This is a genomic window from Terribacillus jepli, from assembly GCF_047228925.1.
Lineage (GTDB): Bacteria > Bacillota > Bacilli > Bacillales > Amphibacillaceae > Terribacillus.
In genome coordinates, this window is the sequence record NZ_JBFEGH010000002.1 from 276,272 (window position 1) to 299,618 (window position 23,347).

Sequence of the window (23,347 nt, forward strand, 5' to 3'; positions counted from 1 at the left end):
AATTATTCCCCGGGAAATCAATCCCCAGTTTGATAATCCGCCGCCTTCAACCCGCTTAATGCCCCCTGATCCGCAATGATGGTCACATTAGGATGGTCTTTGATGATGGAGGCCGGAAATGCTTCCGTCTTATCACCGTACACCAGCCGTTCCAACACAGCCGCTTTTTGTTCCCCAGCCACAAGTAGAAGCAGTTCCTTACTTTCCATGATGTTCTGGATCCCCATCGTGATAGCATGTGTCGGAACAGCATCTAACGCAGGAAAGAACCGGGCATTTGCCTTCCTGGTCGTCTCGTCCAGTTCCACCACATGCGTTCGCTGCTCGAATGGCGTATATGGTTCATTGAATCCGATATGCCCATTCAGCCCAATACCGATCACTTGCAGATCAATACCACCCGCTTTCTCGATCAGCTGCTCATAAGCTTGGCATGCTGTATCCGGATCTGCCGATTTGCCATTCGGGAGATGCGCATTATCCGGTGACAAATCGATATGACGGAACAGATGATGATACATATAATAAGCATAGCTATTTTCGTCACTTGGATCGAGGTCCACATATTCGTCAAGGTTGAAAGTAGTTGCTTCGGCAAACGATATCCGTTTTAATCCATAAGCTTTGATAAGAGCATCATACATGCCTTCCGGGGTGGAGCCGGTCGCAAGCCCAATTACCGCATCCGGTTTTTGGGAAACTTTCTTGATAATTCGCTCAGCAGCCATTACACTGAGCTCGGTGTAATCCTTCGCTTTTTCCATTGTCAGCATGATTATTTCTCCTTCTGATAAGCAAGTTTTCCCCTGCAATAAGTAGCTTGTAATGTCAGCTGGTCATCCAGCAGGACAATATCTGCATCTTTCCCTTTTTCCAGCGATCCTTTTCGATCGTATATGCGGTACTGCTTGGCTGGATTCTCTGCCGTCATTTTGGCGATATCCAAAACAGACGCATTTGCAAATGCAGCCATATTACGAACAGCATCTTTCATCTGCAGCATACTGCCAGCCAGCGTCCCATCCGGCAGCAGTGCTTTGCCATCTTTGACAGTGACCGCTTGCCCGCCGAGATCATACGTACCATCTTCCAACCCTTTTCCGCGCAAGGAATCCGTGATAAGAATCAACCGCTCCGGACCGACATTCTGATAAATCAAACGAAGCATTTCCGGTGCCACATGGATTCCATCCGCTATCAGCTCCGACATGAGGGTGGGTAATAAGAACCCGGCCCCGACAGCCCCCACATCACGATGATGTATCCCATTCATCTGATTGCATAAATGAGTCAGCTGCTCAATGCCCTGCTTTGCAGCTTTCTTTATTTGTTCAAACGAGGCATCCGTATGCCCTGCCGATGCTACAATCTGTTCCGAAGCTAGCAGCTCTGTCAGCTGATAGTCTTCGTCACATTCAGGAGCAAGTGTCACTACCTTGATATTGTTCCCTGATAACTGCTGCCATTTGCGGAAAAGCTCTACATCAGGCTTCCGTATATGCGACAGTGGCTGCGCTCCGGCTTTTTTCGGATTGACGAAAGGCCCTTCCAAATGGACGCCGACAAGTTCAGCTTCGCCAGTTTGATTGGAAAACAAGTCGACTTGTTCCAAGGCTGCTTCAATTGCTTTTTCATCCTGTGTGATCGTCGTGGCAAGGAAAGCAGTCGTTCCTTCATTGGGCAGCCAAGCCGCCATTTTATGCAAACTTTCCTGTGTCGCATCCATCGTATCCGCGCCAGCAGCACCATGGATATGCCCATCGATAAATCCCGGCAGTGCATAACGGTTTTTGCCGTCCACTTCATGACTATATTGCCGCGATGGCTTACCTTCTCCTGTCTCTGCTATTTTTCCTTTACTTATGCCAATATAACCAGTCATTATCTTTTCTGGCAGGCATATTCGGACATTATGAAGCAAGATGTCTCCCATGACAAAATTCCTTCTTTCGTTGATTATACAGTTAGCGTAGCACATGGTATCGTTATTGTCTAATAATATAGACAATATATATACAATCTTTAATGAACATGATATACTGAACGAAATGAAATAATAGAGGAGAACTCCTATGATTGACAAAAACTCGCCGATTCCGCTTTATTATCAGCTGGAGCAGGCGATTCGCGAGCGCATCGAGACAGGCAGCTTATCAGCCGGTGAAATGCTGCCGCCCGAACGGCATTACACGGAGTCATTAGGCATCAGCCGAATGACAGTCAGGCATGCCATGCAGGCTTTGATTGAAGATGGGCTGCTGGAAAGAAGACGAAATAAAGGGCTTTTTGTGAAGGAACAGCCGTATCACCAATCCTTATCAAAGTTGACAAGTTTCAGCGAGGATATGAGGGAGCGCGGCCTTACGCCATCAAACAGGATATTGGAATGGAAGGAAATCAAGTTGAACAGTTTGGCTGCTGGCAAGCTGCAAAAGGAAATCGGCACAAAGGCCATCCGGATCAAGCGGCTGCGCTTGGCTGATAACGACCCGATTGCCGTGGAGATGATTACTTCTCCGCTGGAAATGGCGGAAAATTTGACTGAAAATAAACTAAAGGAGAGCTTCTACACGTATTTAGAAGAGGAAATGAATTTCACGCTGTACCGCGCGGAACAGGAGATCGAAGCTTTATTGGCGGATGAAGAGGTAGCCAGCTTATTGAACATATCACCGGGTGATGCCGTTTTAAGAATTCATCGCTTGTCTTTCCTGAAGGATGAACGCCCATTTGAATATGTAACAAGCACCTACAGAGCGGATAAATATACTTTTACAAGCAGTTTTTACCGCTAGACAGACAAAAGAGCAGTGCCGGGTCCCGGAACACTGCTCTTTTAATTGTGACTTGCCACTCGATATGATTGTAGTTCTTGAATTAGCTTTTTCATCATGGCATCCGTATCGTTGATTTGCTTGTTTTCCGTCTGGGAGATGAGTTTTGCTAAGATGTCTTTATAAATTTCCTGCTCTCTCACTATGTCACCTCGTTTGGTAAATCGATACAATACATTATGTACGCATGTGGTATCGCGTGACATAGTGAACTATACCACATTTCTCCAAAACGATGTCCATTTTTGCCAAAAATAAGAATTTCGGCACAGTTATGATCGCTTCCAGTAGATGTGATATAAATTTCTTCCGATGATTACCACCAAGAGTCCTGCACATGCTCCAATTGTATCGATTACCACATCACCTATATACGGCGTCCTGCCAGGTGTAAGGCTTTGATGGAATTCATCGAAACATGCATAAAGGATTGATATTACCAAAGAAATCCTCAATGACAAGCGATACTTCATACCAAATCCTTTATATAGCGCCGCGAATGCGAAAATTGCCAGAATGAAATAAACACTGAAATGGGCCGCTTTCCTTATAAAAAATTCCACAACGGAATAAACCCCTACTGCCTGCACACTGACTTCTTTCCCATGATAGGTAAAGTGGATTGGTGAAAGGAACGGTTCAAGCGGGCTTAAGTCAACATGGGAAGCAAGCATCGGCTTGATATCCTGTTCCTGATAAGGAGTGGCAGAAAACAGGAAAATGATGAGGATACAAACTAGCGGCAGCATACCATAAACCCATTTTTTCAAGCTCATCTTCTCCCCTCCCTTTTTTTGGATAAGTTAAGATTATACCATAAAGGCATTGTATCCGCCGCTTCCGTTTACTAAACCTTTACACGAAACAGCTTCCCCACTGGAAAATATTTATATATAATAATATTTAACTATTATACAAGCCACCTGTACATAAAGGAGAATATATGAAACGATTCGCTGTCATATTAGTCATTGCTGGGCTTTTATTGGTAGGATATGGAGGATTTGAGTGGTACACTGCCTCCAAGGCGCAAAAAGATTCCCTCACCGATGCAAAAACAATGCTTCATGAGGCACATGCAGCCGAGAAGCTCACACCTGAGGAAGCAAAAGAAGAAGCAGGCAGCTTCAAGCCTGGACAAGGAGATGTCGTCGGAGTTCTGCATGTTCCAAAACTGGATGCAGATCTCCCGATCGTGGAAGGGACAGATGCAGATGACCTGGAAAAAGGAGTCGGTCATTATAAAGGAACCGCCTATCCGCTCCAAAATGACCAGATTGTCTTATCTGGTCACCGCGACACTGTTTTCCGCAATATGGGAGAGGTAAAAGTGGGGGATACATTTGTCGTTGAAATGCCATATGGTTCCTTCACCTATAAAGTTGAAAATACGAAAATCGTCGATAAGGACGATTTGACGGTCATCGTCCCCACCGCACCGGATGAAGTGCTGACAGTGACGACATGCTACCCGTTTTCCTATGTAGGAGACGCACCCGAACGCTTTGTCTGGACAGCGGTCCCCGTAGATACAGAAAAAACCGAGCAGCCTTGACTGCTCGGTTTTTTCATTGGGCTTGCTTCCAAATGGCTTTACCGATTTCAAGCGAAGCTGTCGCTGCCGGTGATGGTGCATTGCACACGTGAAGGGTACGTTTGCCGCGGATCAGCTGGAAATCATCCACCAATCCCCCATCACGCTGCAAGGCTTGTGCCCGGACACCTGCCGGGGCTGCTTCCAGATCATCTGCATCAATAGCAGGGATGAGTTCCTGAAGACTTTTGACAAATCGGCTTTTGAAGAAAGATCGCAAGTATTCCGCCGCACCTTGGCGGCAATATTTGCCGGCAAGCTTCCAAAATCCAGGAAAGCGCAGCGTATCAGCCATGTCTGCAAAAGCTACATCCGTTTTCCGGTATGCTTCTCGTTTGAAGCCGAGTACAGCATTTGGCCCAGCCTCCACTCCCCCGCCGATCATCCGCGTAAAATGGACGCCCAAGAATGGAAAGGCTGGATCCGGAACTGGATAAATCAGATGTTTGACATAGTGTCTCGCTTGCGGTTTAAGCTCATAATATTCCCCGCGGAATGGGATAATCTTCGTATCGGTCAAAAGACCGGCAGCTTTTGCAACTCGATCGCTATGAAGGCCGGCACAATTGATTACATACCCCGCCTGAATCGGATCTTCCTTTGTATGGATGACTGCTTGGTGCAGCTTCTCTTCGATTTTCACCACTTCACTGCTGAGCTTGATGATACCGCCCCTCGACTGGATTCTTTCAGCCAGTACATGACATACTTGCTTATAATTCACGATACCGGCCTGGGGAACCCGGATGGCAGCCAGACCGTTCGCATACGGTTCGATTTGCTGCAGCCGGTCAGCGTCGATTTTCTCGATGGCAAGACCGTTGGCCAGTCCTCTGCGAAAAAGCTGTTCCAATTGCTGCCGCTCTTCTTCTTTGGTCGCGACAATCACTTTCCCGCATTGCTCCACTTCGATGTCTGCTTCACGGCAGAAGGCTAGCATGCTTTCGCTGCCTTGCTTTGCAAAGGCAGCTTTGAAGCTGCCAGGTTTGTAATAGATACCGGAATGGATGACGCCGCTGTTGTGACCAGTCTGATGTAAAGCTAGCTTAGGCTCTTTTTCCAGAATGACTACCTTTCTATCAGGTGATTCTTGCAAAATGGCATATGCAGTGGCCAATCCAACGATGCCACCGCCAACAATAGCTATGTCATACATCTGTATCGCCCCTTTGATCAGTTGTCAGGGGGTGAGCTTCTTCTCGACATTCCGCAGATGAATCAAACACTGCAGGCGCGCAAGCTCTGCTTCCCCTGCCCGGATGGCTTCATAGATATTCTCATGTTCCTTGTAAATGATATGCTTATTTCGGATGATTTCCTGTTTTTCTTCAAAAGACAGAGCCAAAGCTTTCTTATAAACTGTGTCCAGATTGGCAAATGTCTGGATCATGACCGGATTATGCGTCGCTTTCATGACTGCAAGATGAAAAGCAAAATCCGCATCCCGCCCTTTATGAGATTCAGCATCATCGACACCTTTCATTAATTCAAGCGCTGATAGCATCGCATCCAATTCTTTCTTCGTCCTGCGTTCTGCTGCCAACATGGCCGCTTCCGGCTCGAGGATCTTCCTCATTTCGAAAAGATAACGAAAACTGGCGAGATTCGTTTCATCGACCATCACTTGCTGAAAGAATTCACCGTGAAATGCTTGCTCCACATATGTGCCGCCACCTTGCTTTGACGTGACGGCTCCTTGCGCTTTCAATTCGCTCAATGCTTCCCGGATCGAAGCACGGCTGACACCATACTTTTCACACAGTTTTTTCTCCGTCGGCAGCTTTTGTCCTGGTTTGACATCCCCTTCCACAATTTGTTCCAATATCTCGGCAGCAATTCGATGCGCCACTTTCTCCTTTTTCACGATTTCCTCTTCTTCTCCTTTTCTTGTCTGACAAGTACCAACCTATAAAAATCACAAAATATTATTCCAAAGGAAGGACGAATTCTTAAAACGTTGATATATCTAGGTTTCTTTAAATCTCTCATTATTTTATCATTCCATTTGTTTTCAGCAAGGCTTTTTTGCCTTACAAATTTATCTTGCCAACTCCTGTCTTTTGCGTTTACAATCACATTAGCGAAGGGGGTACGTGTATGGAAAACGAAAACAAATCGTTGGCGCCCGCCAGTCCTACTCCTCCGAAAACCTTCGGCCAGAAACTCCGCAATGTCGGACCTGGCTTCGTCACCGCAGCAACGGGCGTCGGAACAGGCGATCTCATCGCCGCGCTTGTAGCCGGATCAGGCTTTGGCATGATGCTCGGCTGGGCAATCATATTAGGTTCCATCATCAAATATTTCCTCACCGAAGGGGTCGGCAGATGGCATCTTGCCACTGGCAAGACCATCCTGCAAGGCTGGCACTCCCTTGGTAAATGGGCAACCGGCTATTTCGGTGTCTATGCAATTGTCTGGGGCATCCTCTATGGCGCTGCAGCAGGATCCACGAGCGCATTGATGATGCGGTCGATGTTTCCGATCATGCCGCTTTGGGCATGGGCGATCGTCCATCTTCTCGCAGGTTTCGCCTTGATCTGGACAGGTAAATACATGTTGTTCGAGAAAGTGATGCTTGTCTTCATCGGTATCATGTTTGTCACAGTGGTAGGAACTGCAGTTATCTTACTTCCTGATATCGGCAATATCATTCAAGGAATTGTCATACCAAAAATGGATGCTGGAAGTTTCTTGCTCGTCATGGGGCTGATAGGCGGCGTCGGAGGGACAATCACGATGGCTTCCTACGGTTATTGGCTGCAGGAGAAGAAATGGAAAGGGAAGGCCTGGGTCTCGATGATGCGCGTCGATAACAGCGTCGCCTACGTCGTGACTGCAATCTTCACACTTTCCTTGATGGTGATCGGTGCCGAGTTCCTGCATAGCTCCAATATCAAGATTGATGGAGAAGAAGGCTTGATCACACTATCTGGCATGCTTGGGGAAGAGTTCAACGGAGCTGTTTCCTGGATGTTTATGATCGGCGCATGGTCGGCGGCTTTTTCTTCCCTGCTTGGCGTGTGGAATGGCGTCCCGTATTTGTTTGCCGATTTTCTCCGGACCATCCGAAAAAATGGGCAGTCGCAAGACAAACCAGTCTCTGAAAAAGACCCTGCCTATCGTTTTTATCTTATCTGGCTTACTTTTCCGCCGATGCTGTTGTTATTCTTCGGCAAACCAGTGGGACTCGTCCTGCTTCAAGGAGCGCTGGGAGCATTGCTCATGCCGTTCCTGGCTATAACACTCATATGGCTGCTCAACTCTAAGCGCGTCGAACCGGATTACAGGAATGGCTGGATCACAAATGGCGTTTTGGGAATCAGTATCTTGTTATTCGGTGCATTGATGGTCAACGAATTAATCAATTTATTTTGATTTTCCAAGTGGAGGGCACATCTGTGTGCCTTCCTTTCTATGTCAGGAAAGTTGACATCATTCTAGTAAGCTATGCTATTATTATTACTCAAATGTATTCATAATCTTACAACGTTGGGGGTACAACATGAAGCGTTTTAAAATTGGATTAGCCTACCAGATATTAATTGGTCTAGTGCTAGGTGTAATCGTTGGTGCTATATTTTATGGCAGTGAAACTGCCGTTAATGTATTACAGCCATTTGGAGATCTTTTCCTTAGAGCTATTAAAATGATTGTAGTACCTATCGTCGTAGCATCCATCATTGTGGGAGTTGCAGGCGTAGGAGATATAAAACAAGTTGGTAAACTAGGTTTCAAGACTATTCTTTATTTCGAAATAGTAACGACTATTGCTTTGGTTGTCGGACTAGCATTCGGGAACATTTTCCAGCCAGGAGCAGGCATCGATCGCTCCGCGTTAGAAACCACTAGTATTTCACAGTACGAAGAAACAGCTGAATCACAAGAAGATCATACCGTTGTGGACACTTTCTTGGAAATCATTCCGACAAATGTGTTCCAAGCTCTTGCAGAGGGTGATATGCTCGCCATTGTCTTCTTCTCGGTAATTTTCGGAGTTGGCGTCGCTGCCATCGGTCAACGTGGACAACCTGTCCTTTCCTTCTTCCAAGGTGTCAGTGAGACAATGTTTTGGGTTACTAACCTAGTAATGAAATTAGCTCCAATAGGTGTATTTGGCCTTATCGGTGTCACTGTCGCACAATTCGGTCTTGGATCACTGATTCCACTAGGTAAATTGGCATTGGTAACGTATGGAAGTATGATATTCTTTATCACGGTTGTATTTAGTATCATCGCGAAGATTTGCGGAATCAACTTCTTTAAAGTAATTCGCCTACTCAAGGATGAATTGCTGCTGGCATTCTCAACAGCCAGTTCAGAGACTGTACTCCCTCGTATCATGGAAAAAATGGAGCGCCTTGGTTCTCCTAAAGCGATTACGTCCTTTGTTGTACCGACAGGATATACTTTTAACTTGGATGGATCTACACTCTATCAAGCATTAGCAACTCTGTTCATCGCCCAGATGTACGGAATCGATATGTCAATTGCAGATCAATTACTCGTACTTGGCGTCCTGATTGTAACATCCAAAGGTATTGCTGCCGTTCCTGGCGCAAGCTTCGTTGTCTTACTTGCAACACTGAGCGCTGTTGGACTCCCAGCGGAAGGATTAGCCTTTATTGCCGGTATTGATCGAATATTGGATATGGGTCGTACAGCTGTTAACGTAATGGGTAACTCTTTAGCGGTTATCGTCATTTCCAAATGGGAAGGCAAGTTTAAATTAAACAAAGAAGTACTTGAAAAGAAAGCAGGCTGAGGAATTTCCTCGCCTACTTTTTTTATACCCATATTATCCTGAAACACCTGCCACCATCGATGAAATTCAAAAGCGGCATATCCTCCGGTACCACTTGCCCGATGACATTGACTTTATCATCTTGCGGCAATGTTCTCCTGGCAATTTGGATTTCCCCTTTGTAGCGCATATACAGATCGTTATCGATGGTTATAGCTCCCTCTTTTCTTTCCGTACAATTAAATGGTGGCACTTGGCTATCCCGAAACAGCCCGCTCATCCTGGATTCCTCCGATCGAATGACATCCCGCGCCAGGTCTGGACGGTTATGCGTCCCGCTTTCGAGCAGCCGATGAGCTTGCGTCCAATCACCGGCTGCTTTCGCACGGAGTGTAATCGTATCAGCCGCTTCTTGGAGCTGCAGCAAAGCCTCATCCGTCACATCCGGATCCCCGATCAATATTTTGTCCACCTTATAAGCCTTCAGTTCTGTAAACGCAGCAAATGTGCCATAAGCACGATGCTGCTCCAGTGTCGGCAACCCTTGATGAAGCGGCCCTCGCAAGTTGCGGTCTCCGGGTATGAATGCTTGCACCTTTAAGCCATACGACTGGAACAGCATATTCTTTGCCAGAAAGTCACTGCTTGCAAGTCCTGTTTCCGGACGAGGGTAAAAGTTGTGCCATACCTCGATATTGTCGGTGCACAGACCTCCGGAAAGCAATTTCTCCAAATGATCCTCCGTGAGCGTACTGGCATTCAGTGCAACCTTCATCTTTTGCGACAGCCGGATAATGACATCATCCTCGATACCGTAGTCGATCCGCAGACCAGTCACTCCCCAGTCCAATACCACTTCGGCTGCATTCCAATCCAAAGCCAGCTTTTCCATGGAAGCAGTCGAAATATCCGCCATCAATTCCATTTTCAGACCGGAAGCAATCGACCCAAGGAGCTGCAGTTTCGTCCGATAAGCCGTGGCATCTTCCTCCGGGATATGAAGGGATGTAAATATGCTGCAAAAACCTGCTTGATGGAATCTCCTCATTTTCTCTTCCTCTATCCGCTCTTGTAAATACACAGATATACCTAACATCATGATCCCCCTATGTACAAAAGAGGCTGGGACACAACTAAAATACCATTGCTTAAAAGCGAACATTGCTCATAAGTGCCGCTTCGGCAGAATACTCCGCTTTCCACGGGCACGGCCTCAGCCTCCTCGTGGAAAGATCACCACTGCGGGGTCTTCAGCTCGTGCTGTTCCCGTTGGAGTCTCCGTATTCTGCCTACGCTGGTATAGAAAACCCGAACTTACGCGTATCTTTGTTTCAAGATTCACGTCAATAGTTCGGGTTTTCATTTAGCTAAAACACTTTTGTCCCAGCCTCCTTGATTTTTTTATATATCCTTTGCCATGTCTTCCTTAAACCCGAAGAAGTAAGTAAACACGAATCCAGCAATATAAGCGACAAAAATACCAATCAAATATTGCAGGTACTTTCCTTCTGCGATGAGCGGCGTTAAAGAAAGTCCGGAAACACCGATAGAAGTCGCTCCTGTCGCAAACAGCGCTTGTGTGGCTCCACCGACAGCAGCCCCAAGGCATGCTGTTAAGAACGGACGGCCGAGCGGCAAGGTCACCCCGTACAATAGCGGCTCGCCGATACCAAGGAAGCCGGCTGGCAAGGCACCTTTGATAATATTTCGCAAACGTTTATTACGCGTTTTGACGAAGACGGCAATCGAAGCTCCGACCTGTCCGCCGCCAGCCATCGCTAGAACAGGAAGCAATGCTGTAAAGCTGAACGTTTGGATAAGCTCCATGTGAATCGGCGTCAATCCATGATGCAGCCCGACCATGACAAGCGGCAAGAAGAAACCAGCAAGCAAAGCACCGGCCACAACACCGCCGACATCAAGAATGGCGTTGATTCCAGAAGTGATGCCGTCTGACAGTACACCTGCAACCGGCATAATGACAATCAATGATGCAACTCCGACAAACAGAACCGTTAAGATAGGAGTAAAAATAATATCAATACTATTAGGCATGACTTTTCTTATACGCTTCTCGATGAAACTCATCAGCCAAGCAGCAAAGATGACGCCGAACAATCCGCCCCGGCCAGGTACGAGCGCTTCACCGAATAATGTAATATTCGCCAGCGCCGGATTGAATAGAATCATACCTGCGATAGCACCGAGCACCGGGGAACCGCCGAATTCCTTCGCTGTATTCCAGCCAACCAGAATAGCCAGGAAACTAAACAGACTGCCGCCAACCAGCTGCAGGATCTGGATGATAGCCAACGTATCATCTGCACCAGCGTTTATAGCAAAGCTCACACCGCCATTGATGATACCAGAAGCAATCAAACCAGGAATAAGCGGAATGAAGATATTACCGATGCGACGCAACAGGAACTTAATCGGCGTTTTATTCTTTTCCTTCATATTCTCCCGCTTGATTTGGGCTTTTTCTTCAAAAGTCAGATTATCGATCTCTGCTGCTTCTTCCCCGACACCGAGCCCGGTGATGCGGCTGATTTCATCGGAGACTTTGTTGACAGTACCAGGTCCGACTACAATCTGGATCGTATCATCCGTCACTACACCCATGACACCGTCAATCTGTTTCAACCCATCAAAATTGACCAGTGTATCATCTTTTACCCGTAAACGAACCCGTGTCATGCAATGTGTCAGGGAAACTACATTCTGCTCCCCGCCAACTTCGCGGAGAATACCTTCTGCCAATTGCTTCATCTTCGCCATCCTGATTCCTCCCCTTTACGCTTTTATCGCTGTACGGACAAATCCTCCTGCATCATGCAGCTTAGCTTCTGCCTCCCCTTTCGGGATACCGAGCAACAACATGACAATCGCTGTTTTGACCTGACCCCCGGCTTCCTCAAAGACTTTTTCAGCTTCAGTATAGTTCGCTCCGGTTGCTTCCATGATGATGCGCTTGGCGCGCTCCTGCAGCTTGTCATTCGTTGGCTTCACATCGACCATCAAATTCTTGTATACCTTTCCGACACCTACCATACTGGCAGTGGATATCATATTCAGCACCAGCTTTTGGGCTGTTCCAGCTTTCAGTCTGGTCGAACCTGTCAGAACCTCCGGACCTGTGTCCACCTCTATTGCAATTTTCGCATGCCTTGAAATTGCCGCTTCCTTATTGCAAGCGATGCTGACTGTCGCCGCCCCCGCAGCTTCTGCATAATCCAGTGCCCCAATGACATAGGGCGTCCTGCCGCTAGCGGCTATACCGATTACCGTATCTTTTGCGGATAAACCGATGTCCTCCAGCTCCTGGGCACCAAGGACCGGATCATCTTCTGCGCCTTCTTTTGCCTTTCGGAAAGCTGACATACCGCCAGCGAGCAATCCTTGTACCATGTCATCCGGTGTGCTGAATGTCGGCGGGCATTCCACTGCATCCAAAATTCCGAGTCTCCCGCTTGTTCCTGCACCCGTATAGATAAGTCTGCCGCCAGACCGAAAAGTTGCGATTACCTGTTTCACCGCTGCTTCGATTTCCGGCAAGGCTGCTTCCACCGCATCCGGCACCTTTCGATCTTCCTTGTTCATCAGCTGGAGGACTTCCTTCGTGGTGAGCTGATCCAGCTTCATCGTGCTGGCATTGCGCTTTTCTGTCGTCAATTTCTCTAGCATTTTCTTCCCTCACTTTTGCTCTGTTTGGAATGCTTGCTGAATTGCCTGCCGCGACTTTTCCAAAGCCTCGATCGTATGCTCATAATCCCGACCTGCCACTGCCGTGTAGATGATATCCATCAAGTACATTTGGACAATCCGGGAGCTTGTGGCTGCACTGCGGATACTGGCTTCTTTCGCCACGGTGAACAACTGGATATCAGCCAGTTCCTGCAATCGGTTCGGACCTAACTTTGTCATCACGATTGTAGTCGCTCCTGCTTCTTTTGCCTGCTGTAAAACCTGCAGCAGTTGGTCGGTTTCCCCCGAATAACTGATAGCGAAGGCAACATCCCCAAATGTGAGGTTCGCCGCCGAAGCCAGCTGCTGATGCGCATCACTATATGCAGTGCACCATTTACCAATCCGGCCAAATTTCTGTTCACCATCCTGCGCTACTAGATAGGAAGCTCCCACTCCATAAAAATCAATCTTCCTTGCTCTGGATATCATACCCACGGCCTGTTCGATTGCCTTCGCCTCGTTCACTTGCATTGTCTGACTGATCGACTGCATATGCTTTTCTGCCATCGCTTCGATCAAATGTGCAACCGTATCATTTGGCTCAATTTCGCCAAACGCCCCTTTGTTAGCGCTTTCATTTTGTAAGTCCCCAGCAATCTTCAACTTCAATTCCCGATACCCGGTCACACCTATTGATTTACAAAGACGGATAACGGCTGCTTCACTGGACCCGCTTTTCACTGCCAGCTCCTGCACCGAAAGATTCACTACTTCAGCTGGATGTGCAAGTATGTAGCTTGCTGCATTTTTTTCGGAAGGTTTAATCGTAGGTAAACTTTCCCGAAGCACTGTTAAACCGCCCTTCACTATGAGATCACCCTCTTTCCTTTTTAAAATTTTACTTCACATATTGATTATATTACTAAAATAAAATTTCATGAAGTGTTTTGTGAGGATTATTTACAGTTTTTTTTCCTGGGAGTAGGTTGATAGTGTGATCGTATGTGTATGTAAAACCGCTCACATATAATGGATTATTTAATTCATTCATTAAGAAGGTTTATATACTTAGAGTTCAATTACTGTAGGTCAAATACTGGAGTGGCAAAAGTAATTTCATAGCAACTTAGGGAGATTACATTATGGTACCCAATAAAAGACAAAACAAAAAAGCTATTCGCTTTGCATTACTTTTGTACAGTGTTTTAATAGGATTGGCCAGTACTATCTGCTTCATAACCGCTATCTTCTTCGTGATTCCAAAAAAAGACTTATCTTATCTTATCTTATTGGACCACTCCTAATAATGGCTGTATTCCTTTATGGAACTTGTGCTATCGCATTATTTATAAAATCAAGGTTTTTCAGTACGAAGAGTATACAAAATGAGTGATACTAATTATTTGTATCCGAACAAAGTTTCCAGACAATAGCTTACATACATACCAAAAGACCCGCTTCCCAGCGGGTCTTTTATGCCAGATATGCTTCCGTAATTGATGGTCCGCCAGCAATGTCCAGCCTTTGCCGCTGCGCCAGATGCTGCCGGTTTGGAGGAGATAGCCGCGGTAGGCGAGTTTTAAGTGCTTGGAAGGCGGTTTTGTTCGACGAGAGGATGGTCATGCCGTCGTAATTAAGCTCTTTGATGATCTGGAAAATCTGTTCGACGATGATCGGAACCAATCCTATATGTACATGGTGCCTCGAAGTGAGGTCTATTAATATACAGGTGCAGTGCAAAAAACAAGAGTTAGTTTTTAGAAAGTTAAGCCTGACACAACACGTTTTTTATGACAAACAAAAAGGGTATCTGTCTTCCTGACAGATACCCTTCAATCCTTATGTCCACCACATCGTTGTGGCAGGTTCATTTATTACGACATTTTTCAGGTTATCGACAGCACGCTGAAATCCTTCTTCGATCGACATCAGCGAATCTTCATGCTCGATGCTGATGACATAATCATAGTCGTAAGTGCGCAGCGCACTGATCATTTTATTCCACTCTTCCAGACTATGGCCGAGTCCGACTGTCCGGAAGTTCCAAGCCCGCTCTTTGATATTGCTGTACGGCTGCATATCGGTCAGGCCGTACATGTTGACATTTTCAGGATCGATGTACGTATCTTTGGCATGGAAATGATGGATGGCGCCTGCTTTTCCGAGTATCTTGATGGCAGCAGTCGGATCGATTCCCTGCCACCACATATGGCTCGGATCGAAGTTCGCCCCGATAGCATCGCTGGTCAGTTCGCGCAGCTTAAGCATGGTATAAGGTGTATGGACGAGAAAGCCGCCGTGCAGCTCCAGCGCAACCTTTATTCCATGCTCCTCTGCAAAGGAACCTAGCTCCTTCCAATAAGGAACGAGTTTCTGTTCCCACTGCCAGTTCAACACATCCCCATATTCAGGCGGCCAGGCCGTGACCGGCCAGTTAGGCTTCGTAGCGCTCTCTTCTGAACCAGCCACCCCTGAAAAGCAGTTCACAACCGGGACTCCCATTTTGGCAGCAAGCTTGATCGTCTTGCGCAAAAGCCAATCCGATTCTTCCGCGAATGCTTTATCAGGTGAAATGGGGTTACCGTGACAGCTGAAGGCTCCGATCGTGATGCCGTAGCTCTCGAATGTTTCACCGTATTTCTTCAGTGCTTCCTCATTCTCCAGCAATTCATCAATCGGGCAATGTGCATTGCCTGGATAGCCGCCGGTCCCTATTTCGACTGTATCCAATCCTGCTTGTTTGACGCGCGCAAGCATATCTTCCAGGGAAAGTTCCTGGAACAATACTGTAAAAACGCCTAATTTCATGCTCGTTCCCCCTCCTCTAAAGGCTCTGGTGCAAGTGAGATCACTTTTTTATCGCTATTGGAATCCAATGCTGCCAAGATGACAGCAAGTGCCGAACGGCCTTTTTCGGCTGTGATCGGACAGTCGGAGGCATTATTCAGCACACAGCTTGCAAACGCGTCCACAACACCGGAATTCGATTGTGTCTGGGCGTCATTCGTCTGAATCGCACCAAGGGAATGATTGCTCCGATCTCCGTTCTGGTACTCGACAACCAAGCTGTAATCAGGACTATCCTCCAGACGGATGACGCCTTTCTCACCATAAATGATCGTCGAATTATCTTCTTCTGCTACATAAGACCAGCTGGCGGTCAATGTGCCGATGATCCCTGATTTTGTACGCAGGACCGCCACTGCATTATCATCCACATCCGCATATGGTTTTGCCAATGTATCGACAAATGCCGCCACTTCCTGAATCGGTTCACCAAGCAGGAATTCAATCAGATGGGATTTATGCACGCCCAGATCTCCAAGTGCGCCGATGTACGCTTTGTCTTTATCGAAGAACCAGCTGTTTTTCCCATCGATGCTCCATTGTTCTGGCCCGCCATGGCCGAATGTCGTCCGGAAGCTGTAGATTCTCCCAAGCTCTCCGTTCTGAATCATCTTTCGCGCCTTTTGATGCGATGGTACAAAGCATTGATTATGCGCAATGAGCAGGAGCTTGCCGCTTGCTTTTTGCGCTGCGATCATCTCATCTGCTTCTTCCAGTGTCGTTGCCATCGGCTTTTCACAAAGCACATGTTTTCCCGCCTCCAGCGCAGCGATCGACACCGGTGCATGCAGATGGTTGGCTGCACAGACGATGACCGCATCGATGCGTGGATCCTCGATCAGCTCTTCGTATTCGGTGTATGCTGTCGCATGATACGCTTTGGCGATTTCCTCCGACCGGCTCGGCACCACGTCACAAACAGCAGTGATTTCGGTATACGGGTTCTGTTCCAGCTCCGGCAAATGACGGTTGCGTGCGATACTTCCTAGTCCGACTACTCCTACGCGTAAGGTTTTCATAAGCTAGCTGTACCTCCAAGTTTATTATTCTTTGACAGATCCGCTTGTCAGACCAGCGACGATACGACGCTGGAACAAGAGAACAAGGACGACAATCGGAATCGTCACGATGACGGTAGCGGCAGTGATATCTCCCCATGGAATGGTGTATTGGCTTTGATAGAATGAGATTCCGACTGGTATCGTGCGCCAGCGATCATCGGTATTGATCGTCAAGGCGAACAGATATTCATTCCAGGCTGCGATGAACACCAGGATGGCTGTCGTAAAGACACCTGGTGCGGCCAGCGGGAAGATGATTTTACGGAACGTCTGGAAAGGTGTTGCTCCGTCCAGCTTCGCCGATTCTTCCAAGGCCAGTGGAATCTTGATGAAAAATGTCGATAGAATCCAGATTGCCAGCGGCAAACTGATGGTGATGTACGGAATTACGAGACCGAGATAGCTGTTGCGCAAGCCTGCATCGGTGACAAAGTTGAAGATCGGTGATAGGACTGCGATTTGCGGAAACATGGATGCAGCAAGCACCAATCCCAGGATCAATCCTTTGAAACGGATCGGCAGCCGTGTGACCGCATAGGCTGTGAAAGATGCGACAATGATGGAGATGATCGTGGTTAGTGTTGCCACAACAAAGCTATTCAGCATGTACATGAGCAACGGTCGTGTCTCAAGCGCCGATGCATAGTTTTCCAGTGTCATATTGCTTGAGAACCACTGGAAAGAGGAGAAAATTTCTCCCTGCGGTTTGATGGAGGTCAGGAGCACCCAGATAAACGGGAACATGACCAGGAATACAAAAATGATCAAGAAAATGTAAAAGCCGACTCCAGCACGTTTTGCCATATTAGATCCTCCTCCGTCCTATTGTTTTAGCCTTCCGCTGAACAAATCCGATCCGATCAGCTTGATGAAAATCGTACTGAGCAATGCGACGCTCAGGAATACGATGACACTCAAAGCCGAACCAGCACCGAAATTCTGCTGTTCAAACAAGAGTTTGTAAGCATAGACACTGATGGATTCCGTCGAGTTTGCCGGACCTCCGCCAGTCAGGACGTAAATGAGGTCGAACACACGGAATGCATCCAGTGCACGGAATAAGACCGCAACCAGGATTGCCGACCGGATCATCGGCAAAGTGATGGAGAAAAATTGCTGGATTTTATTCGCACCATCGACTTCCGCTGCTTCGTACATCGAACGCGGGATCGTCTGTAAGCCAGCCAGCAGCAGCAGCGCCATGTATGGTGTCGTTTTCCAGATATCAGCAAACATGACAGAGAACATACCGCCTGCTCCTGTGGAAAGCAGCGCCCCTGGGTCATCGATGAGACCGAATTGAGCCATGTAATGGGCCATGATACCGGACTGACCGTCGAACAGGAATGTCCACATCATCGCTGCTACTGCTGTCGGGATTGCCCATGGCACGAGTACTGCTGCCCGGACAAGCCCGCGCCCGATGAATACTCGGTTGATGAGCAAAGCGACCAGCATACCGATGATAAGCTCGACGCCTACCGTAACGACGGTGAATAAAAGCGTGTTCAGCATCGCCGTCCAAGTCCGCCCGTCCCCAAGATAGGAGGTATAGTTCTTCAACCCGACAAAGTTGGGTTCCAGAATCGATCCTTTCGTATTTGACAGCTGGGATTCCAAATCCGTCAATGGCTGGACAGCTTCTTCGGGAGCGTCATCCTGCAATGCCTGGACAGCTGCCGTTTGTTCATCCAGTGTATTGGCAAACCCATCTGCCCATTCTTCCGGTACCTCGGACAGCCGGAGGTCATCGTCATTGACAGGCTGGTAATTTTCCAGCATAGTGTTGACTTCTTCATAACGGTCGGCAAGTCCTTCATCGCTATTCAACAATGTTTCATGCTGTTCATCCAAGGCAGTCGAAACATCATCCAGCGTCCCGCCTGCATCAGGCATCGCCGACCTGATATCTTCCATCGTGTCATAGACAAGATATCTGTTATCCGCATAGGTTTCGAGATTGATGCTTAAGGTGGAGATCCGTTCTGCTTTTGCCGGGTCATTCAAACGGTAGTCGAACAGGCTGTTCCAGGCAGATAACAAAATCGGCCAAATGATGATGACTGCAATGAGAATGATAGACGGTGCGACCATCGCGTAACCAAGCTGCCGTTCACTCAGCTGGAACCGCCTCTTTTTCGGTTGCTTCATACGCTCAGCTCCTTTAATTGGTTACGGATTCCAATGCAGCTTTCATTTTTGTTTCCATTCGCTCAACCGCTTCCTCAGCCGTAATCTCCCCGGCAAGCGCCCTGGAAAGCTCGATTTGCATGATGTCGGAGATTTCCGGATAAATCGGCGTGATCGGGCGCGGTATCGCATTCTGCAGTGAATCATAGAAATCTTCGCTAGCCAGCACAGCACTGACATCCGTTATTTCTTCATCCTCATATAAGGCTTCCAATGTCGGAGCCTTACCGCCTTCAAGAGCGCTGATCTTCTGCCCTTCTTCTCCGCTCATCCACTTCACGAAAGTCCAGGATGCTTCCACTTCATCGGAGTAGCGATTGATCATCCGCATCCAGCCTCCCAATGATGACGCTGCTCCTTCACTGCCAGCCGGAAGCGTAGCGATACCGACGTTGCCTGCCACCTTCGATATCTCCGGATCATTCGCTGTATCATTCAAATATGGCCAGTTTCGTGCGTAGACGGCATTTCCTTCGTTGAAAGAAGACTCTGTGTCGATTTCCATGAAGTTAAGTATGTTATTCGGTACAAAATCGCTGTTCGTTATGTCGATCATCTTCTGTAAACCTTCGATTGCTTCGGGACTGTTAATGACAACATTCCCATTGGCATCCAGCACCTGACCGCCATAGGAGTAGATATACTCGATGGCATTGGTCACGATGCCCTCATATTGGGCTGCTTGCATCAAATATCCGAATTTTGTGCCCTCCTTGCCCATATTCTCTTCGGCTAATCGTTCCAGCTCATCCCATGTTTCGGGAACCTGATCGGTTATATCCGTCCGGTAGTAGAGCAAGCCTGCATCAGCATAGCCCGGCATGGCATACTGCCTTCCGTTATATCGGCCTGCTTCGACTGTAGCAGGGAAGTAAGCGTCCATATCCACCTGATCCCGCTCAATCAGCCTGTCAAGCGGCAGCACATAGTTTGCCTGACCGAATTCCGCGGACCAGACAATGTCCGCATCGAATACATCCACTTCCGGACTCTTGCCGCTGAACATCGTTACATACTGATTATGCGATTCTCCAGTATCTGAAGGCATTTCCCGGACGACCACATCGATTTCAGGATGCTCCTTTTCGAATGCTTCGACCAATATATCCGTGGCACCAGTCGTATCCGTCCCCCTCGCATATGTAATTTGCACTTTATCATCACTCGCACCATCTCCGCTCGTCACGGCCGAGCAGCCTGCCAGCCCCAGGCCGGCAAGTAAGGCAACCATCAGAAAGCTCCGCTTCATCACAGTTCCTCCTCGCATTTTGGTAAACGCTTTCTTTAGTGCGATAATCTCATTCCCTCCTTTCGGCTCCTTTAAGCCTTCCCCTAATTTTTTTCTGCTGCAGTGTATAAAAAGTTTATCATATAATTGCAAGCGCTTTCAATAAAATTGTATATACATGTTTCGCCAAAGAAAAAACACGCCTGAGTCAGGCGTGTTCTGGTTCGGATCGTTCATGTGGTATATAACAGCATATCCAGCAAATCATAACTCGCTTGCTTATCCTTCTTTTCATCGAGCATCGTCTGTAAATCTTTTGCGATCAGCTGATTGGCTTTGATGCCGATTGCAAACCCGGACTGGCCTTCCATCAGCATTTTCACCGCTTTGACTCCCATCTTGTTGGCCAGGATACGATCGAATGCAGAAGGCTCACCGCCGCGCTGGATGAATCCGAGTACGGTTGTGCGTACTTCGATTTGCATCTGTTCCTCGATATATTGCTGCAGCTCATCCAAATCATACATCCGTTCTGTAACGACGATGATATTGTCATTTCGGCCTTTGGCTATCTTCTGTTGCAATTTCCCGCAAATCTGTTCAAAACTAAGTTTATGCTCTGGTGTCGAAATGATGTCACCTTCACCGGCGACAGCAGTGAATAAAGCGAGGTCGCCGCAATGTCGACCCATCACTTCCACGATGGTCGTCTTGTTATGGGACAAACCGGTATCTTTGATTCGTCCGAGGGAACTGAGCACCGTATTCAAAGTTGTATCGAAGCCGATGCAATAGTCGGTGTAATCAAGATCATTATCGATCGTTCCCGGGATACCGATTACCCGGATACCAAGTTCATGCAGCTTTTGTGCACCTTGGAGGGATCCCTCTCCGCCAATGACAATGACATCAGCGATACCATAGTTACGGAGCACCTCCACTGCTTGCTTTCTGCCGGAGTCATTCATGAAAGCGAGCGACCGTGATGTTTTCAGGATAGTACCGCCTTTGTTGGCGATCGTTTCCACATCAGCTGTGCGAAGAATGGATAATTTGTCCTCGATCAGACCCTGATAACCACCCTCGACTCCATAAACTTCGATATCGTGATAGTTTGCCGCCTTGACAATCGCCCGTATGGCCGCATTCATACCTGGTGAATCTCCTCCGCTTGTTATCACAGCTACTTTATGTATCATATCAGTTCACCTCTCCACCATATGTCTTGCTATCATTATACAACAGAATTGGCAGGAAACAGAACAAAGACAGGCGTGATGCCTGCCTTTGTCATACCGTGATGACTAGTTTTCCGATCATGCTGCCGTTTTCCAAGCGCTTATGGGCTTTTTGCAGATTCTCAACAGTAAGGCCATCTAATTCTTCCGTTTTCGTCGTGCGAATTCGTCCTTCTTCGACCAGCTCTGCCACTTTGGTTAGGATTTCGCTTTGTATATATCTGCTCGGTGTCTGGTGGAGCGTACGCGTGAACATATACTCCCAGACCAACGTCAAGCTCTTGGACGTCAAATCCGTCAATTTGATACCTTCGACCGGACCTGTAATGGCACAGATGATGCCCTCCGGTTTTACAACCTCGATCATGTCATCCCACGCCTTGTCCAGCTGATGCATGCAAAAGACATAGTCGACACTGTCGATACCCAGTTTCTCAAGCTGCGGATGCAGCGGTTCATGATGGTTGATCACCTGTTCGGTCCCATGCTGCTTCGCCCATGTGATGGTCTCTTCGCGGGAAGCAGTTCCGACTACATTCAGGCCATACAGTTTCGCAAACTGGGATGCGATCGAACCGACGCCGCCAGCGGCGTTGATCAATAAGATCGTTTTATCTTCATTCGCTTCCGCATCAAGCGGTATATGCATTTTCTCGAACATTGCTTCCCATGCAGTCAACGCTGTCAAAGGCAATGCTGCTGCTTCTGGGAAACTGAGATTGGCAGGCTTCTTGGCAATTACCTTATGATCGACGAGCTGGTACTCACTGTTGGAACCTTGACGGGATACCGATCCAGCATAATAAACTTCATCCCCTGGCTGAAACCCTTCCACTTCCTCTCCGACTTCCGCTATGATGCCTGCTGCATCGAAACCAAGAATGCGGAATTTTCCATCGTCCTCCTTCAGCTTGCGTTGCTTTGTATCCACCGGATTGACGCTGACTGCTTTTACCTGAACAAGGACATCCCCACCTGCCGCTTTTGGCTTGTCCACCTGTTCTTCCACAAAACTATCTGCCTGTTCCGCGGATGTATGTTTATAAATCCCGATTGCTCGCATCTTTCTTTCTCCTCCTTTTAATTTGTCTGTTTCATTTATGTAAAAGCCGCCAGTGTGAAAGACGGCTTTATACACTCATTTCTTCGCCAGTCGCAGTATCGGCTCCAATGGTTCCGATTTGCCGTAGTGCGGAACGACAGCCGATGGTGCTGCTGCCCACTCACAAGCATTGCGGATGACAGTCTGCACATTTTTATCATAGTAAGTCGGGTACGTTTCATGGCCGGGCCGGAAATAGAATATTTTCCCTTTTCCCCGATTATACGTGCAGCCGCTGCGGAAGACTTCCCCGCCCTCGAACCAGCTGATGAACAACGTATGGTCTGGTTCGGGTATATCGAAATGCTCGCCGTACATTTCCTCTTCTGGTAGCTCAAAATATTCACCAAGTCCCCTGGTGATCGGATGACTCGGCTGGACTACCCAGATTCGTTCCTTTTCCCCATCCTGACGCCATTTCAGGTCACATGTCGTGCCCATTAAATTACGGAATATCTTGGAAAAATGACCCGAATGGAGGACAATCAGCCCCATACCTGCCAGAACACGCTGCTTCACTCGTTCGATCGCACGGTCATTCACTTCTTCATGAGCCTTATGTGCCCACCAGATCAAGACATCCGTTTGTTCCAGTGTCCCTTGATCCAAACCCTGTTCCGGATCTTCAAGTGTTCTGGTCGTTACGGCAAATCCAGCTTGCTCCAAAAACTCGGCAATCGCTCCATGGATGCCTCGGGGATAAATGCTTCTTACCTGGTCGTTTTCCTTCTCATGACGGTATTCGTTCCAAATGGTAACGCGCATTAGATGCTCCTTCTTCCTTTTTTTATCCTATTCCCCATGTTAAGTAGCTACCCGGTTCCC

Annotated in this window: 22 protein-coding genes; 4 read left to right on the forward strand and 18 right to left on the reverse strand. The window is 47.7% G+C overall.

What is annotated here, in order from left to right:
* Nucleotides 1-17: 17 nt before the first annotated feature.
* Both nagB and nagA read right to left on the reverse strand, forming a co-directional pair.
* Nucleotides 18-773: a glucosamine-6-phosphate deaminase gene (nagB, locus tag AB1K91_RS03735; protein ID WP_413088227.1), complete on the reverse strand. Its 756-nt coding sequence runs from the start codon at nucleotides 771-773 to the stop codon at nucleotides 18-20.
* A gap of 2 nt (nucleotides 774-775) precedes the next feature.
* Entirely contained in the window at nucleotides 776-1,933 is a 1,158-nt protein-coding gene (nagA, locus tag AB1K91_RS03740) for an N-acetylglucosamine-6-phosphate deacetylase (protein ID WP_413088228.1), read from the reverse strand.
* 139 nt (nucleotides 1,934-2,072) lie between these two features.
* On the opposite strand from nagA, the gene AB1K91_RS03745 reads away from it, so the two are divergent.
* Nucleotides 2,073-2,795 carry a GntR family transcriptional regulator gene (locus AB1K91_RS03745; protein ID WP_413088230.1) on the forward strand — a complete coding sequence of 241 codons (723 nt, stop codon included), beginning with the start codon at nucleotides 2,073-2,075 and terminating at the stop codon, nucleotides 2,793-2,795.
* A gap of 41 nt (nucleotides 2,796-2,836) precedes the next feature.
* On the opposite strand, the gene AB1K91_RS03750 is transcribed toward AB1K91_RS03745, so the two are convergent.
* Nucleotides 2,837-2,977, reverse strand: coding sequence for a hypothetical protein (locus tag AB1K91_RS03750; protein WP_413088232.1), 141 nt, complete (start codon nucleotides 2,975-2,977; stop codon nucleotides 2,837-2,839).
* A gap of 129 nt (nucleotides 2,978-3,106) precedes the next feature.
* A complete protein-coding gene (locus AB1K91_RS03755; protein ID WP_413088234.1) occupies nucleotides 3,107-3,610 on the reverse strand; it encodes a VanZ family protein in 504 nt (167 codons plus the stop codon).
* A gap of 167 nt (nucleotides 3,611-3,777) precedes the next feature.
* On the opposite strand from AB1K91_RS03755, the gene AB1K91_RS03760 reads away from it, so the two are divergent.
* Nucleotides 3,778-4,389 (forward strand): class D sortase, encoded by a 612-nt coding sequence (locus AB1K91_RS03760; protein ID WP_413088236.1) that lies wholly within the window; start codon nucleotides 3,778-3,780, stop codon nucleotides 4,387-4,389.
* A gap of 13 nt (nucleotides 4,390-4,402) precedes the next feature.
* On the opposite strand, the gene lhgO is transcribed toward AB1K91_RS03760, so the two are convergent.
* Nucleotides 4,403-5,584: an L-2-hydroxyglutarate oxidase gene (lhgO, locus tag AB1K91_RS03765; protein ID WP_413088238.1), complete on the reverse strand. Its 1,182-nt coding sequence runs from the start codon at nucleotides 5,582-5,584 to the stop codon at nucleotides 4,403-4,405.
* Between the two features lie 24 nt (nucleotides 5,585-5,608).
* The gene (locus AB1K91_RS03770) at nucleotides 5,609-6,292 is read right to left on the reverse strand and encodes a FadR/GntR family transcriptional regulator (RefSeq protein WP_413088240.1); all 684 of its coding nucleotides are present in this window, start codon (nucleotides 6,290-6,292) and stop codon (nucleotides 5,609-5,611) included.
* A gap of 233 nt (nucleotides 6,293-6,525) precedes the next feature.
* On the opposite strand from AB1K91_RS03770, the gene AB1K91_RS03775 reads away from it, so the two are divergent.
* Together AB1K91_RS03775 and AB1K91_RS03780 are read left to right on the forward strand one after the other, a co-directional pair.
* On the forward strand, nucleotides 6,526-7,803 hold the full coding sequence (locus AB1K91_RS03775; RefSeq protein WP_413088242.1) for an Nramp family divalent metal transporter: 1,278 nt from the start codon (nucleotides 6,526-6,528) through the stop codon (nucleotides 7,801-7,803).
* A 127-nt stretch (nucleotides 7,804-7,930) separates the two neighbouring features.
* Nucleotides 7,931-9,190, forward strand: coding sequence for a cation:dicarboxylate symporter family transporter (locus AB1K91_RS03780; protein ID WP_413088243.1), 1,260 nt, complete (start codon nucleotides 7,931-7,933; stop codon nucleotides 9,188-9,190).
* A gap of 22 nt (nucleotides 9,191-9,212) precedes the next feature.
* Here AB1K91_RS03780 and AB1K91_RS03785 read toward each other — a convergent pair whose 3' ends face one another.
* From AB1K91_RS03785 to AB1K91_RS03840, 12 genes are all read right to left on the reverse strand, one after another.
* Nucleotides 9,213-10,268, reverse strand: coding sequence for a DUF871 domain-containing protein (locus AB1K91_RS03785; protein WP_413088245.1), 1,056 nt, complete (start codon nucleotides 10,266-10,268; stop codon nucleotides 9,213-9,215).
* A 302-nt stretch (nucleotides 10,269-10,570) separates the two neighbouring features.
* Nucleotides 10,571-11,947 (reverse strand): PTS transporter subunit EIIC, encoded by a 1,377-nt coding sequence (locus AB1K91_RS03790; protein ID WP_413088247.1) that lies wholly within the window; start codon nucleotides 11,945-11,947, stop codon nucleotides 10,571-10,573.
* A 15-nt stretch (nucleotides 11,948-11,962) separates the two neighbouring features.
* On the reverse strand, nucleotides 11,963-12,853 hold the full coding sequence (gene murQ / locus AB1K91_RS03795; protein ID WP_413088249.1) for an N-acetylmuramic acid 6-phosphate etherase: 891 nt from the start codon (nucleotides 12,851-12,853) through the stop codon (nucleotides 11,963-11,965).
* A gap of 9 nt (nucleotides 12,854-12,862) precedes the next feature.
* Nucleotides 12,863-13,723: a MurR/RpiR family transcriptional regulator gene (locus AB1K91_RS03800; RefSeq protein WP_413088251.1), complete on the reverse strand. Its 861-nt coding sequence runs from the start codon at nucleotides 13,721-13,723 to the stop codon at nucleotides 12,863-12,865.
* A gap of 972 nt (nucleotides 13,724-14,695) precedes the next feature.
* Nucleotides 14,696-15,664 carry a sugar phosphate isomerase/epimerase family protein gene (locus AB1K91_RS03805; RefSeq protein ID WP_413088253.1) on the reverse strand — a complete coding sequence of 323 codons (969 nt, stop codon included), beginning with the start codon at nucleotides 15,662-15,664 and terminating at the stop codon, nucleotides 14,696-14,698.
* Entirely contained in the window at nucleotides 15,661-16,722 is a 1,062-nt protein-coding gene (locus AB1K91_RS03810; RefSeq protein WP_413088254.1) for a Gfo/Idh/MocA family protein, read from the reverse strand. The genes AB1K91_RS03805 and AB1K91_RS03810 overlap by 4 nt, the downstream gene beginning before the upstream one ends.
* 24 nt (nucleotides 16,723-16,746) lie before the next feature.
* Nucleotides 16,747-17,568, reverse strand: coding sequence for a carbohydrate ABC transporter permease (locus AB1K91_RS03815; protein WP_093725459.1), 822 nt, complete (start codon nucleotides 17,566-17,568; stop codon nucleotides 16,747-16,749).
* Nucleotides 17,569-17,586: 18 nt separating this feature from the next.
* Nucleotides 17,587-18,915 carry a carbohydrate ABC transporter permease gene (locus tag AB1K91_RS03820; protein ID WP_413088256.1) on the reverse strand — a complete coding sequence of 443 codons (1,329 nt, stop codon included), beginning with the start codon at nucleotides 18,913-18,915 and terminating at the stop codon, nucleotides 17,587-17,589.
* A gap of 13 nt (nucleotides 18,916-18,928) precedes the next feature.
* Nucleotides 18,929-20,203, reverse strand: a complete 1,275-nt coding sequence (locus AB1K91_RS03825; RefSeq protein WP_413088257.1) for an ABC transporter substrate-binding protein — start codon at nucleotides 20,201-20,203, stop codon at nucleotides 18,929-18,931.
* Between the two features lie 212 nt (nucleotides 20,204-20,415).
* Complete coding sequence (pfkA, locus tag AB1K91_RS03830; RefSeq protein WP_413088259.1) at nucleotides 20,416-21,381, reverse strand: 6-phosphofructokinase; 966 nt, start codon at nucleotides 21,379-21,381, stop codon at nucleotides 20,416-20,418.
* 91 nt (nucleotides 21,382-21,472) lie between these two features.
* Nucleotides 21,473-22,483 carry a zinc-binding alcohol dehydrogenase family protein gene (locus AB1K91_RS03835; protein ID WP_413088260.1) on the reverse strand — a complete coding sequence of 337 codons (1,011 nt, stop codon included), beginning with the start codon at nucleotides 22,481-22,483 and terminating at the stop codon, nucleotides 21,473-21,475.
* Between the two features lie 75 nt (nucleotides 22,484-22,558).
* Entirely contained in the window at nucleotides 22,559-23,287 is a 729-nt protein-coding gene (locus AB1K91_RS03840) for a ThuA domain-containing protein (protein WP_413088261.1), read from the reverse strand.
* Between the last annotated feature and the right edge of the window lie 60 nt (nucleotides 23,288-23,347).

What these genes read in the sequence shown, in the direction of transcription:
- nagB (WP_413088227.1), bottom strand. Translation starts at nt 773, where the DNA reads ATGCTGACAATGGAAAAAGCGAAGGATTACACCGAGCTCAGTGTAATG.
- AB1K91_RS03820 (WP_413088256.1), bottom strand. Translation starts at nt 18,915, where the DNA reads ATGAAGCAACCGAAAAAGAGGCGGTTCCAGCTGAGTGAACGGCAGCTT.
- AB1K91_RS03805 (WP_413088253.1), bottom strand. Translation starts at nt 15,664, where the DNA reads ATGAAATTAGGCGTTTTTACAGTATTGTTCCAGGAACTTTCCCTGGAA.
- AB1K91_RS03760 (WP_413088236.1), top strand. Translation starts at nt 3,778, where the DNA reads ATGAAACGATTCGCTGTCATATTAGTCATTGCTGGGCTTTTATTGGTA.
- AB1K91_RS03785 (WP_413088245.1), bottom strand. Translation starts at nt 10,268, where the DNA reads ATGATGTTAGGTATATCTGTGTATTTACAAGAGCGGATAGAGGAAGAG.
- nagA (WP_413088228.1), bottom strand. Translation starts at nt 1,933, where the DNA reads ATGGGAGACATCTTGCTTCATAATGTCCGAATATGCCTGCCAGAAAAG.
- AB1K91_RS03835 (WP_413088260.1), bottom strand. Translation starts at nt 22,483, where the DNA reads ATGCGAGCAATCGGGATTTATAAACATACATCCGCGGAACAGGCAGAT.
- AB1K91_RS03745 (WP_413088230.1), top strand. Translation starts at nt 2,073, where the DNA reads ATGATTGACAAAAACTCGCCGATTCCGCTTTATTATCAGCTGGAGCAG.
- murQ (WP_413088249.1), bottom strand. Translation starts at nt 12,853, where the DNA reads ATGCTAGAGAAATTGACGACAGAAAAGCGCAATGCCAGCACGATGAAG.
- AB1K91_RS03775 (WP_413088242.1), top strand. Translation starts at nt 6,526, where the DNA reads ATGGAAAACGAAAACAAATCGTTGGCGCCCGCCAGTCCTACTCCTCCG.
- AB1K91_RS03755 (WP_413088234.1), bottom strand. Translation starts at nt 3,610, where the DNA reads ATGAGCTTGAAAAAATGGGTTTATGGTATGCTGCCGCTAGTTTGTATC.
- AB1K91_RS03780 (WP_413088243.1), top strand. Translation starts at nt 7,931, where the DNA reads ATGAAGCGTTTTAAAATTGGATTAGCCTACCAGATATTAATTGGTCTA.
- AB1K91_RS03815 (WP_093725459.1), bottom strand. Translation starts at nt 17,568, where the DNA reads ATGGCAAAACGTGCTGGAGTCGGCTTTTACATTTTCTTGATCATTTTT.
- AB1K91_RS03810 (WP_413088254.1), bottom strand. Translation starts at nt 16,722, where the DNA reads ATGAAAACCTTACGCGTAGGAGTAGTCGGACTAGGAAGTATCGCACGC.
- lhgO (WP_413088238.1), bottom strand. Translation starts at nt 5,584, where the DNA reads ATGTATGACATAGCTATTGTTGGCGGTGGCATCGTTGGATTGGCCACT.
- AB1K91_RS03840 (WP_413088261.1), bottom strand. Translation starts at nt 23,287, where the DNA reads ATGCGCGTTACCATTTGGAACGAATACCGTCATGAGAAGGAAAACGAC.
- pfkA (WP_413088259.1), bottom strand. Translation starts at nt 21,381, where the DNA reads ATGATACATAAAGTAGCTGTGATAACAAGCGGAGGAGATTCACCAGGT.
- AB1K91_RS03790 (WP_413088247.1), bottom strand. Translation starts at nt 11,947, where the DNA reads ATGGCGAAGATGAAGCAATTGGCAGAAGGTATTCTCCGCGAAGTTGGC.
- AB1K91_RS03825 (WP_413088257.1), bottom strand. Translation starts at nt 20,203, where the DNA reads ATGAAGCGGAGCTTTCTGATGGTTGCCTTACTTGCCGGCCTGGGGCTG.